At 58.3% G+C, this 12,457-nt stretch carries 14 protein-coding genes; 9 read left to right on the top strand and 5 right to left on the bottom strand.

What is annotated here, in order from left to right; translation table 11 throughout:
* The 3 genes from H7698_RS31185 to H7698_RS23510 all read left to right on the top strand — a co-directional run.
* Nucleotides 1-232, top strand: a 232-nt coding sequence (locus H7698_RS31185) for a hypothetical protein (RefSeq protein WP_208525829.1), incomplete at its 5' end; no start/stop codon positions are given.
* Complete coding sequence (gene rhtA / locus H7698_RS23505) at nt 232-1,119, top strand: threonine/homoserine exporter RhtA (RefSeq protein WP_162440675.1); 888 nt, start codon at nt 232-234, stop codon at nt 1,117-1,119. The genes H7698_RS31185 and rhtA, both read left to right, overlap by 1 nt.
* 168 nt (nt 1,120-1,287) lie before the next feature.
* Entirely contained in the window at nt 1,288-1,569 is a 282-nt protein-coding gene (locus H7698_RS23510) for a hypothetical protein (RefSeq protein WP_194692926.1), read from the top strand.
* Nucleotides 1,570-1,589: 20 nt separating this feature from the next.
* Here the strand turns inward: H7698_RS23510 and H7698_RS23515 are convergent, their stop codons facing one another.
* Nucleotides 1,590-2,138 (bottom strand): TetR/AcrR family transcriptional regulator, encoded by a 549-nt coding sequence (locus H7698_RS23515; RefSeq protein WP_194693142.1) that lies wholly within the window; start codon nt 2,136-2,138, stop codon nt 1,590-1,592.
* Between the two features lie 91 nt (nt 2,139-2,229).
* Between H7698_RS23515 and H7698_RS23520 the strand changes: the two genes are divergently transcribed.
* Nucleotides 2,230-2,958 (top strand): SDR family oxidoreductase, encoded by a 729-nt coding sequence (locus H7698_RS23520; RefSeq protein WP_162440677.1) that lies wholly within the window; start codon nt 2,230-2,232, stop codon nt 2,956-2,958.
* A gap of 36 nt (nt 2,959-2,994) precedes the next feature.
* Nucleotides 2,995-3,585, top strand: a complete 591-nt coding sequence (locus H7698_RS23525) for a 2-hydroxychromene-2-carboxylate isomerase (RefSeq protein WP_194692927.1) — start codon at nt 2,995-2,997, stop codon at nt 3,583-3,585.
* 55 nt (nt 3,586-3,640) lie between these two features.
* Here the strand turns inward: H7698_RS23525 and H7698_RS23530 are convergent, their stop codons facing one another.
* The 4 genes from H7698_RS23530 to H7698_RS23545 form a co-directional block, all read right to left on the bottom strand.
* Nucleotides 3,641-5,449, bottom strand: coding sequence for an aminopeptidase P family protein (locus H7698_RS23530; RefSeq protein ID WP_194692928.1), 1,809 nt, complete (start codon nt 5,447-5,449; stop codon nt 3,641-3,643).
* Nucleotides 5,450-5,515: 66 nt separating this feature from the next.
* Entirely contained in the window at nt 5,516-6,673 is a 1,158-nt protein-coding gene (locus H7698_RS23535; RefSeq protein ID WP_194692929.1) for a cysteine desulfurase family protein, read from the bottom strand.
* 204 nt (nt 6,674-6,877) lie between these two features.
* Nucleotides 6,878-7,492 (bottom strand): LysE family translocator, encoded by a 615-nt coding sequence (locus H7698_RS23540; RefSeq protein WP_194692930.1) that lies wholly within the window; start codon nt 7,490-7,492, stop codon nt 6,878-6,880.
* Nucleotides 7,493-7,590: 98 nt separating this feature from the next.
* Nucleotides 7,591-7,860, bottom strand: coding sequence for a hypothetical protein (locus H7698_RS23545; RefSeq protein ID WP_162440682.1), 270 nt, complete (start codon nt 7,858-7,860; stop codon nt 7,591-7,593).
* A gap of 413 nt (nt 7,861-8,273) precedes the next feature.
* Here H7698_RS23545 and msuE point away from each other — a divergent pair, with 413 nt between their 5' ends.
* The 4 genes from msuE to H7698_RS23565 all read left to right on the top strand — a co-directional run bounded on the left by msuE (nt 8,274) and on the right by H7698_RS23565 (nt 12,447).
* Nucleotides 8,274-8,837, top strand: coding sequence for an FMN reductase (msuE, locus tag H7698_RS23550; protein ID WP_162440683.1), 564 nt, complete (start codon nt 8,274-8,276; stop codon nt 8,835-8,837).
* 10 nt (nt 8,838-8,847) lie between these two features.
* Complete coding sequence (gene ssuD, locus H7698_RS23555) at nt 8,848-9,993, top strand: FMNH2-dependent alkanesulfonate monooxygenase (protein ID WP_194692931.1); 1,146 nt, start codon at nt 8,848-8,850, stop codon at nt 9,991-9,993.
* Nucleotides 9,994-10,131: 138 nt separating this feature from the next.
* Nucleotides 10,132-11,319 carry an acyl-CoA dehydrogenase family protein gene (locus H7698_RS23560; RefSeq protein WP_194692932.1) on the top strand — a complete coding sequence of 396 codons (1,188 nt, stop codon included), beginning with the start codon at nt 10,132-10,134 and terminating at the stop codon, nt 11,317-11,319.
* Nucleotides 11,320-11,343: 24 nt separating this feature from the next.
* On the top strand, nt 11,344-12,447 hold the full coding sequence (locus tag H7698_RS23565) for a sigma-54 interaction domain-containing protein (protein WP_162440686.1): 1,104 nt from the start codon (nt 11,344-11,346) through the stop codon (nt 12,445-12,447).
* The last annotated feature ends 10 nt before the right edge of the window (nt 12,448-12,457 follow it).

Here is a 12,457-nt window from a genome sequence, read left to right on the forward strand (position 1 = left end):
TCACTGCCGAAAACCGCGTAACTCTTTGTTTACCAAGGAGTTTTCCGTTTCGACTGCGCCGGAAGTGGGGCGAATTATAGACATCCTGAATCTGCCGTCAAGCACTGATTTTGATTTTCTATCAGAAGCTTTGAATTTCCTCTTATATATAGACGCAGCCGTGTCGAATGCGCAGTATATTGCCCAACGCCAGACCAACTTCCTCGTTTCAACCTTGGACGATGCCATTTAATGAATGACCAACCCCGTAACCTCGCCTCCACCCTGTTCTCGGTTGGCCTGCTACTTATAGCCATGGCGTCGATCCAGTCTGGTGCTTCCCTGGCCAAAAGCATGTTCCCGATTGTGGGCGCTCAAGGGACCACCACCCTGCGGCTGATTTTTGCCAGCGTGATCATGCTGCTGATATTGCGCCCGTGGCGCGCGAAGCTCACCTCGAAATCACTGCGCACTGTCATTGTCTATGGAATGGCGCTGGGAGGGATGAACTTCCTCTTCTATATGTCCTTGCGAACCGTGCCGCTGGGGATTGCCGTCGCTCTGGAGTTCACCGGTCCACTGGCTGTTGCGATCTACGCTTCGCGTCGGGCAATCGACTTCCTGTGGATCGCCCTTGCCGCTGCCGGATTGCTGCTATTGATACCTACCGGTGCAACAAGCGCCGGTATTGATCTGACAGGTGCCGGGTATGCATTGGGTGCTGGTGTCTGCTGGGCCATCTACATTCTTTACGGACAAAAAGCTGGTGCCGACAACGGTGTGCAAACCGCCGCCTTGGGCGTGATGATTGCCGCACTGTTCGTAGCCCCTATCGGAATCGTACATGCGGGCGCAGCATTGTTGACGCCGTCATTGATTCCCGTCGCCATCGGCGTCGCCATTCTGTCCACTGCCCTGCCCTATACCCTGGAGATGGTTGCCCTCACACGGATGCCCGCTCGGACCTTCGGAACACTTATGAGCATTGAACCCGCGTTCGGAGCGCTGTCAGGCCTTTTGTTCCTCCATGAGTTCCTCTCGCTGTCACAGTGGATGGCTATCATGTGCATCATTCTGGCTTCCGTAGGTGCAACGTTGACCATGGGTAGCAACGCCAAGCCCGCAGTAGCCGCTGATTGACACAGGTTTTGACAAGGGTCTGGTATTTGTCGCGCAATTAGGCCATGTTTAGCCCCGAAACCCAGTGCCAGGCATGGAAATTCAAGGATTGGGATATCAAAACGCTTCAAGCAAAAGCGAACGCAGTCAGACCCGGGCGATAGACTCGGGGACGCTATAAGGACAGCAATGAAACGAATTTTGGTAATGATCGCCGTACTCGCAATTGCGGGCTGCGCGGCGACATCGAAAACCCAGGTCAAGCACGGCAAAAAAGGGCTGCACATCAACTGTTCGGGACTGTCATCCTCTTGGGACAAGTGCTACACCAGCGCCGCTAACTCGTGCGCACCCAAAGGCTACAAGGTCATCGCCAAGTCCGGGGATACCGTTGAGGAGCCCGGTGACTATCCCTTCGGCCTGAACCCGGCCGGCTATACCAGTCGCAGCATGATCGTCATCTGCAAATAGGCAGACTCGACATAAGCGAGTCACGCGATCTGACGGCAAATTTCGTCGTAACTGGATTTCAGTACGGTGCGCTGCACCTCGGGAGTGGCCAACATCCGCGCCACAACCAGCGCGCCGATGCATTGCGAAAGAATGGCCCACGCAAGGCTGTCGCTTTCCAGGGTCAGCGCCCAGTTTTTCTGAAGCCGGCAAATCCAGCTCTCCGCCTGCTGACGAACCATCAAATCCGAGCGGGCAATCTCCGCCCCCAGCGCGGGCAGCGCGCAGCCAGACTCCGGAGTTTCGACATGGGCCATGCTCAGGTAATGTTTGAGGCATCGCTCGAGTCGCTCTCGCCCCTGATCCACTTCCAATCGCGCCAGACTCTGGGACAGTTCACGTTCCACGATCGAAGCAAACAGTTCATCTTTTGAAGAGAAGTGACTGTAGAACGCCCCGCCGCTCAAACCGATTGCCTTCATCAGGCCATCAACGCCCACCGTAGAAAAACCTGACTTCTTGGCCGATACAGCACTGCTTTGCAGCAACTTCTCTTTGGTTTCCAGCTTATGGTTGGCCGAGTAACGCATTGCCCTGTCCTCAAAATTGATCATCTTGACGCATGCCGGATCGTAGCATAACGTTCGTTTAGTTAACGATCGTTTACCAAAGAGAATCGCCATGAATAATAAGAAGGTCGTACTGGTTGTGGGTGCAGGTGACGCCACCGGCGGCGCCATTGCCAAGCGCTTTGCTCAAGAAGGGTTCATCGCCTGTGTGACGCGTCGAAGCGCGGACAAGCTTCAGCCTCTGGTCGATGCCATTCAGGCAACAGGTGCCGAGGCTCATGGTTTCGCCTGTGATGCCCGCAAGGAAGAAGATGTCGTGGCGCTGGTTGAGCAGATTGAAAGCCAGATCGGCCCAATCGAAGCGTTCGTATTCAACATCGGCGCGAACGTGCCGTGCAGCATTCTTGAGGAAACCGCTCGCAAGTATTTCAAGATCTGGGAGATGGCCTGTTTTTCAGGATTTCTCAATGGGCGCGAAGTCGCCAAGCGCATGGCCCAGCGTCAGCGCGGCACAATTCTGTTCACCGGTGCAACAGCAGGGCTGCGTGGGGCCGCAGGATTTGCGGCGTTCGCCGGTGCCAAGCACGGCATACGCGCACTGGCCCAGAGCATGGCCCGCGAACTGGGGCCGATGAATATTCATGTCGCTCACGTGGTCGTCGACGGCGCCATCGACACCGATTTCATCCGCACCAGCTTCCCTGAAAAATACGCCACCAAGGACCAGGACGGCATTCTCAACCCCGAACACATCGCCGAAAATTACTGGTACCTGCACAGCCAACCCCGAGACGCCTGGACCTTCGAACTGGACCTGCGCCCCTGGAACGAACGCTGGTAAGCCCTCCCCCACAATAAAAAGCAGAGAGCATCGACCATGAGCAAAACCGTGGAGTTTTTTTTCGACCTTGGAAGCCCCGCCACTTACCTGGCTTATACCCAGCTACCGAAGATCTGCAAGCAAACCGACAGCCAGCTGAAGTACATCCCCATGCTCTTGGGAGGTGTCTTCAAAGCAACGGGCAATGCCTCACCAGCGACCATTCCGGCCAAGGGCAGCTATATGTTTCAAGACATGGACCGGTACGCAAAACGCTACGGCGTACCGTTAAAGTTCAATCCGCACTTCCCCATCAACACACTGATGCTGATGCGCGCCGTCACCGGCATGCAGTTGCACTATCCCGAGCGTTTCCAGGCGTTCATCGACTGCCTGTTTCAGGCTCTCTGGGTTGAAGGCCGAAGCCTTGATGATCCGGCGACCGTCGCATCAGTGCTGACTGAACACGGTTTCGACCCAAATGAAGTATTGGCGCTGACAGCGGATGAAAACGTGAAAAACGCACTCAAAAACAACACCGAGACCGCCGTGCGTCGAGGGGTATTCGGCGCCCCGAGCATGTTTGTCGATGACCAGCTCTTCTTCGGACAGGATCGACTCGACTTCGTGCTTGAAGCATTGAGTTAAACAGCTCCACAGCACGAAGGCAGGTGCTACAAACAGCGCCTGCCCCCCTTATCCATCAGATAGCAGCAGTACGCGTGTTCAACCACTCGAGAGCGGCTCCATCGAGCAACGGGCTCAAACGCTCGCGCACTTCAGCATGATAAGCGTTGAACCACTGCTTTTCGTCTTCCGTCAGCAACGACGGCTCCAGGCAGCGAGTGTCGATCGGGCACAGGGTCAACGTTTCGAATTTCAGGAACTCACCAAACTCGCTCTTGCCCGCCTCACGATTCAACACCAGGTTCTCAATGCGCACACCCCAGCGACCAGGGCGGTAAGTGCCCGGCTCGATGGACGTGATCATGCCCGGCTGCATGGCGGTTTGCGGCGCAGCAGCGGCCTGATAGGCAATGACCTGCGGACCTTCATGCACGTTGAGGAAGTAGCCGACGCCATGGCCGGTACCGTGACCGTAATCGACGCTCTCGGCCCAGATTGGCGCGCGGGCAATCGAGTCGAGCAGCGGCGAAAGAATGCCACGCGGGAATTGCGCACGGGACAACGCAATCACCCCCTTCAGCACGCGTGTGCAATCACGCTTCTGCTCCACGGTCGGGTTACCGACCGGTACCATTCGCGTGATGTCCGTCGTGCCGCCCAGGTACTGGCCACCCGAGTCGATCAACAACAGACCATCGCCCTCGATCACCGCGTGCTCTTCTTCGGTGGCGTGATAGTGCGGCATCGCGCCATTCGCGTTAAACGCCGCAATGGTGTTGAAACTCAGCGAGACATAATCCGGACGTCGGGTACGCGCCGCCGTCAGGTGCTCGTCGATGGTCAGTTCGGTAATGCGCTCACGCCCCCACGCCGATTCCAGCCAGGTGAAGAACTCGCACAGCGCCGCACCATCCTGCTCCATTGCCCGACGGATGTGCTCGGCATCGGCCAGGCTTTTCTGCGATTTGGCCAACGTCGTCGGGTTCAGACCTTCGACCAGCTTCACGCCACTGTCCAGGTGACCCAGCAAGCCGGCGGTCACTCGCGCCGGATCGACTTGCAGGCTCGAACCACTCGGCACCGCTTTCAACGCTTCGGCCACTTCGCTGTAGTCACGCAGGGTGACGCCGTCCTGCTCGAGGACCGCACGCAACTGCGCGCTGACTTTACTCAGCGCCACAAACAGCGTGGCCTGCTGCTGGCTGATCAATGCGAAGGACACAAACACCGGGTTGAACGACACATCCCCCCCGCGCAAGTTGAACAGCCACGCAATGTCATCGAGGGTCGCAATGAAATGCCAGTCAGCGCCACGCTCCTTCAATACTTCACGCAGCTTGGCGAGTTTCTCTCCACGACTGACCGTTGCCTGAGGCGGCAAATGTTGATAGATCGGCTCATCAGGCAGGCTTGGGCGGTCACCCCACACCGCACTCAACAAATCGATATCAGTGCGCAGACGTGCGCCGCGCTCTTCGAGTTTCCCACCCAATGTGCGGGCCGAGGCCACCGCCATCACGGCGCCGTCCACGGCAACCACACCACCCTTCGGTGTTTGCTCCGCGAGCCATTCCAGTGGGCCGGGCTGACCCGGTTGCAGCTTGACCAGTTCAATGCCGCTGCCGTTCAGTTCCTTGGTCGCCTGCTCCCAGTAGCGGCTGTCAGCCCAGACACCGGCGAAGTCTGGCGTGACAATCAGGGTACCCACAGAGCCATGAAAGCCCGACAACCACTGCCGCCCTTGCCAATAACCCGGCAGGTATTCCGACAGATGCGGGTCAGCCGACGGCACCAGCAAGGCGTGAATGCCCTCCCGGCTCATCAGCTCACGGGTTTGCGCCAGGCGCTGGGGCACTGACCCATTGATCGAAGGCTGCGTACTCATCATGTCTCCTGCTAATCACGTATTCATTATTGTGTGAGTGCTGATCCGGGCCAGCACCTTATGGGACTACTGCCAGAATGCCGGTGCACTGGCGCAGGCCGCTTTTATCAGATCAACCGCCTGGTCGATGTCCTGCTCGGTGGTAAATCGGCCGAGGCTCAAGCGAATGGTGCGACTCGCCGAGCGCGCGTCGTGCCCCAGCGCCAGCAACACATGAGAAGGTGAATTACTCGCGGAATTACAGGCCGACGTCGCGGAGAACGCGATGGAATGGCTTAAAGCCGTGGAATTGAATTCACCGTCACTGAACGTCAGGCTCAACGTGTGAGGAATACGCTGAGTGGCGCTGCCGTTAAGGCGAACGCCTGGAATACTCAACAACTGCTCAAGCAAGCGTTCACGTAATCGAGCAATGGTGGCTTTCTCTGCGTCGAACAGCTGCGCTGCCAACTCGAATGCCACACCCATCGCAGCAATCTGATGCGTGGCCAATGTGCCAGAACGCAAACCACCTTCATGCCCGCCGCCGTGGATCTGGGCCTGCAAACGCTCCCGGGCACGAGGACCGACATACAACGCACCGATGCCCTTGGGCCCGTAAATCTTGTGGGCCGAAAACGACATCAAATCCACCGGCAACTGCGCCAGGTCGATCACTACCTTGCCCGCACCTTGCGCCGCATCCACATGGAACAACGCGTCACGGGCGCGAACGACCTCGCCGATGCTCGACATGTCGTTGACCGTGCCCAGTTCATTGTTGACCAGCATCAGCGACACCAGAAAGGTGTCGTCGCGCATGGCTTCGCTGACGGCTTGTGGAGTGATGATGCCTTCGGCGTTCGGCACCAGATAAGTCACCGCAACACCGGCGTCCTGCAACTGTTTGGCCGTATCAAGAATTGCCTTGTGTTCAATCTGGCTGGTGATGACATGGCCACCGGCAATTCCGCGAGCCTGGGCCACGCCCTTGAGCGCGAGATTGTTGGATTCGGTGGCACCGGACGTCCAGATGATCTGATCAGGCTGGGCGCCGACCAGTGTGGCGACTTGTCCCCGTGCGTGCTCGACCGATTGCCGGGCTTGTTGCCCGAATGCGTGGGAGCTGGACGCCGGATTGCCGAAGTTGCCGGTAAAACCCAGGCACTCGACCATGACCTTGATAACTCGCTCATCCACCGGCGTGGTGGCGGCGTAATCGAAATATAACGGACGTGTATTCATAAAAAGACTCGCAGAGCGTGTTCCGGGATCAGGAGGCTCGTCACAGAAACGTCAAAGCGCAGCCTCGTGAGCTGCGCCGATATTCCGGAGCGTCAGAAATACCTGATCGGAGGCCGTTAAAGAAGAACAACTTCATTAAAAGTGCGTAGGAACGCTCCTGAAGTCGAGCTTAACAGGCATCGGGTAACCGGTTGAAGCAATGCGTCAGCTAAAGCTTTCGAGCAGCAACGGATACAGCGACACCACCAGCAGCGCGGCCATGCCCCAGTTGAATACCCGCAACCAGCGGCGATCTTTCAGCACGTTGCGCAACAGCGTCCCGCAGGCTGCCCAAACCCCGACGCTCGGCAGGTTGATCAGCGCGAACACCGCCGCAATCACAATCACATTGGTGAAGTAACCCTGCATCGGCGTGTAGGTGCTGATGGCTCCGATGGCCATGATCCAGGCTTTGGGATTCACCCACTGGAACGCCGCCGCGCCAAGATAACTGATGGGTTTGCTTTCGCCTTTTTCGCTATCGGAGACCGGTCCGGAATGGGCGATTTTCCACGCCAGGTACAGCAAATACGCAGCACCGACGTACCGCAACACGGTGTAGAGGAGTGGATAGGTCTGGAACACCGCGCCCAGGCCGAAACCCACGGCCAGCACCAGTACAAAGAATCCGCAGGTAATGCCGAGCATATGGGGGATAGTGCGGTTAAAGCCGAAGTTCACACCCGATGCCAGCAACATGGTGTTGTTCGGACCGGGCGTAATTGAAGTCACCAGGGCAAACAGCGCAAAGCCCAGCAGCAGATCGAGGGAGAGGGTCATCGGTGGCAGTCCATCAAGGGCAATCAGGTATTGACCCTATCGCACCCCCTGAAGGAAACCCACGCACAGTTGCACAAAACTTCGAGCGGTACAGTCGCTCAGCTTGGACGGCCATGGAGTTGCACGGCGCGCTCAGCGTTCATTTCGCCCTGCTTGTCGAAACTGAAGGATTTCTGCGGCTGGCCCAGCAATGCGGCTTTCTTCGCGTGATATTCGTCGAAAGACAAACCGCGACGATTCAACTCTTCCATCGCCAATTGCCGACTTTCTTCGGCAGTGTACGGTCGCAATTCCGGTGAAACATGACTGGCACATCCCGCGAGAACGGAGATTGCGAGCAAGAGGAAAGTGGCAATTAGAGGTTTCATGATCTGGCGTCCTGGCAACTGGGTTCGGGGCAATGAACACAGGCTACTCGCGCCCCTCGATGGGCAGAAATCAACGCTCTCGATAGTGGGTATCGGGATAAACGTCCAGGCTCGCGGATTAACTTTTTAACGCCCCTCATTTATTCCATAACGATCTATAAATATCTTTTATCGATATTTTGAGGAATAACCAGGAGCCTTTATAACAGTCACATCGCTTCACTCACTGCTGCCCAGGCAACTGTTTGCCACGCAACAGTGATTCGACAAACAGCCCTTCAAATCGAACAGCATCCACCGAGTCGTGCGCTGAAAGCCCCGGATAACCGGGCTCCCATGGATTGGTACAGCTCTTGCTCAAGGTCAGTGACAACTCACTGCTCCCTGAGCAACTGTTTAAAAAGGAACCGATCATGTCGCGCCCATTGAAAGTCGTAGCCCTCTCCGGCGGTACCTGGCGTCCGTCGCGCACCCTGGTGCTCACGCAGGCCTTGCTGGCACAACTGTCAGAGCATCTGCCGATCGAAAGCAAACTGATCGAACTGGGCGACATCGCCCGGTCACTGGGTGCGGCGTTGTCTCGCCAGGAACTGACTGCCGACGTCGAAAGCCAACTGCAAGCCATCGAAAACGCTGATCTGCTGATCGTTGCCGCGCCGGTCTTTCGCGGTTCCTATCCAGGGTTGCTCAAGCATCTGTTCGACCTGATCGACCTCAATGCGTTGATCGACACCCCTGTCCTGCTGGCGGCCACTGGCGGCAGCGAACGTCATGCACTGGTGCTCGATCACCAGCTGCGACCGCTGTTCAGCTTCTTCCAGGCCCTGACGTTGCCGATCGGCGTTTACGCTACCGAGGCCGACTTTACCCACTACCAAATAACCAGTGAGCCCTTGAAGGCCCGCATTCGTCTTGCTGCAGAACGCGCTGCGCCTTTGTTCGGCGTGCACCCTAAAAATCTGCTGAAAATCGCTTAAGGATCTCTTCATGGATGTTTTCTGGTTCCTGCCGACCCACGGCGATGGCCACTACCTGGGTACCACTCAAGGCGCTCGCCCGGTAACGCTCAACTACCTCAAACAAGTGGCCCAGGCCGCTGACAGCCTCGGTTACCACGGAGTGCTGATTCCCACCGGACGTTCCTGCGAAGACTCGTGGGTCATCGCATCGGCGCTGGTTCCGCTGACCGAACGTCTGCGGTACCTCGTAGCGATCCGCCCCGGCATCATCTCGCCGACGGTGTCTGCACGGATGGCAGCCACCCTGGATCGACTGTCTGGAGGGCGGTTGCTGATCAACGTCGTGACCGGCGGCGATCCGGATGAGAACCGGGGCGACGGCAGCTTCCTCGATCACAGTGAACGTTATGAAGTGACCGACGAGTTTCTGAAAATCTGGCGCCGCGTATTGCAAGGCGAATCGGTGGATTTCGAAGGCAAACACCTGCGCGTGCAAAACGCCAAGGCGCTGTATCCTCCGGTGCAGAAACCCTACCCGCCGTTGTACTTCGGTGGCTCTTCCGATGCTGCCCACGATCTCGCGGCCGAGCAGGTAGACGTCTACCTGACGTGGGGCGAACCGCCGGCCGCCGTGGCGGAAAAAATCGCCGATGTGCGTGAGCGTGCAGCGCGTCACGGTCGCACGGTGAAATTCGGGATTCGCCTGCATGTCATTGTTCGCGAAACGGCGGAAGAGGCATGGAAAGCCGCCGACAAACTCATCGAGCACATCAGCGACGAAACCATCCAGACGGCACAGAAGTCGTTTTCACGCTTCGATTCCGAAGGTCAACGGCGCATGGCCGCGTTGCACGACGGACGCCGCGACAACCTGGAAATCGCGCCCAACCTGTGGGCCGGTGTCGGTCTGGTACGCGGTGGCGCCGGGACCGCGCTGGTGGGCGACCCACAGCAAGTCGCGGCACGGATCAAGGAATACGCGGACCTTGGCATCGATAGTTTCATTTTCTCTGGTTATCCACACCTCGAAGAGGCTTATCGCTTTGCCGAGTTGGTGTTCCCGCTTCTGCCTGAGCCCTATGCGAGCCTGGCCGGTCGCGGCGTCACCAACCTCACCGGGCCGTTTGGCGAAATGATCGCCAATGACGTACTGCCCGGCAAAGCCACGGCCTGAGCCAATTCGCCCCTTGTAGGAGCAAAGCTTGCTCGTGATGCAGTCACCACGATCTAACCAATAGACCGAGTATTCGTTCATCGCGGGCAAGTCGGGTAGCCGCATCGCTTGCTCCTACAGACATAAGGAATCTCCCGAGTGACTGCCAAGCCGCAAAGTGCCCTGATATCACCCTTGCAGACCGCCCGCCAACTCGCGGCGCAGTTCGCATTGACCGCCGTCGAACGGGACGAACGCGGTGGTACGCCTAAAGCCGAGCGTGACGCCCTGCGCGAAAGCGGTCTGCTCGCATTAAGCATTCCCACCCAGTACGGCGGCCTCGGCGCCAGCTGGAGTGAAACCCTGACGGTGGTGCGCGAGTTCGCCAAGGTCGACAGTTCGATCGCCCATGTTTTCGGCTTCCATCACCTGATGCTTGCCACCGTGCGCCTGTTCTCCAAGCCCGAACAATGGCAACCGTGGTTCGAACAGACCGCCCGCAAGAACTGGTTCTGGGGTAACGCGCTCAACCCGCTGGACACTCGCACCGTGGTGAAAAAACTCGATGGCTGGCGCGAGTTTTCCGGCAAAAAAAGCTTCTGCTCCGGCGCCAGTGATTCACAAATGCTGATCGCCTCCGCCGTCGACGAAAGTGCCGGCGGCAAATTGCTGATCGCCGCCATCCCCAGCGGTCGCAGTGGAATTACTCTGCATAACGACTGGAACAACATAGGCCAGCGCCAGACCGACAGCGGCAGCGCCACCTTCGAACGGGTGCGGGTCGAAGAGTCGGAGCTGCTGCTGGACCCGGGCCCTTTAAGCACGACGTTCGCTTGCCTGCGGCCGTTGATCGCCCAGCTGACCTTCACCCACATGTTCCTGGGCATTGCCGAAGGTGCTTTCGAGGAGGCGCGGGAATACACCCTGACCGAGACACGCCCCTGGCACAAATCCAGTACCCAGGATGTGCGTCAGGACCCCTATGTGCTCGGTCACTACGGCGAGTTCTGGGTGGCGCTCGAAGGCGTTCGGTTACTGGTCGAACGTGCCGCCGAACTGCTCGACAAGGCGTGGGCCAAAGGCCCGCAGCTCAGCGCCGAAGAACGTGGACATCTGGCCATTGCGATCGCCACTGCCAAGGTCGCGGCCACGCGCAATGGCCTGGAACTGTGTAGCCGAATGTTCGAGGTGACCGGTGCACGCTCGACCCACGCCTCCCTGCGGCTCGACCGCCACTGGCGCAACCTGCGTACGCAAACCCTGCACGACCCGGTGGATTACAAACTCCATGAACTGGGTGACTGGGCGCTGAACCAGTCCCTGCCCGTTCCGACTTTCTATTCATAAACCGCCATTCATGGAGCGAACCCCATGCAACTGCTGACCTTACCGCCCTCGCCCGCGCTGGCCACCTCGATCCGTGCCACCGCGCAGGTGTTCGAAGACCCTAAATCCCAAGCCTTGCTCGCGCACTTGCAGCAGGTCGCGCCAAGTGAAGCCAGCGTGCTGATCATTGGTGAAACCGGCACCGGCAAAGAGCTGGTGGCGCGGCACATTCACAACCTCAGCGCCCGGCGAAACCGGCCCTTCGTGGCGGTGAACTGCGGTGCATTCTCCGAATCCCTGGTCGAGGCTGAACTGTTCGGCCACGAAAAAGGCGCGTTTACCGGCGCGCTGAGCGCCAAGGCCGGATGGTTCGAAGAAGCCGATGGCGGCACTTTGTTCCTCGACGAAATCGGCGATCTGCCGATGGCGATCCAGGTCAAGTTGCTGCGGGTATTGCAGGAACGCGAAGTGGTACGCCTCGGTTCGCGCAAGAGCATTCCCATCAACGTACGCGTACTGGCGGCGACCAACGTCCAACTGGAAAAAGCCATCAATGCCGGGCACTTTCGCGAAGACCTGTATTACCGACTCGACGTGGTCAGCCTGGAACTGAGCCCGCTGCGCGATCGGCCGGGGGACATCCTGCCGCTGACCCGGCACTTCGTTGAAGCCTACAGTCAGCGCCTCGGCTACGGCACCATCACCGTCAGCAAAGAGGCCGAGTTGAAACTGCGCAGCTACAGTTGGCCGGGCAACATCCGCGAGCTGGAAAACGTCATTCACCATACCCTGCTGATCTGCCGCAACGGCGTGATCGAGCGCGATGATTTGCGTCTGTCGAACATGCGTATCGAACGTCAGGACGATTACAACAGCGGCATCGACGATTCACCGGAAGCCTTGCTCGAGCGGGCTTTTCAAAAGCTTTTCGAGGAACAGGCCGGGGCATTGCATGAAAAAGTCGAAGACGCCTTGTTGCGCGCAGCCTATCGCTTCAGCCACTACAACCAGGTGCACACGGCGGCGCTGCTTGGGCTGAGTCGCAACGTCACGCGCACACGACTGATCAAGATCGGCGAGCTGGCCGTTAACAAGCGCCGCCCCACGGAAAACCTTCAGGGTGAACGCTTGATGCAGTTGTCGATCTAGGCGCTCTTCC

The sequence above is a fragment of the Pseudomonas sp. p50(2008) genome (assembly GCF_015351605.1).
Taxonomy (GTDB): Bacteria; Pseudomonadota; Gammaproteobacteria; order Pseudomonadales; family Pseudomonadaceae; genus Aquipseudomonas.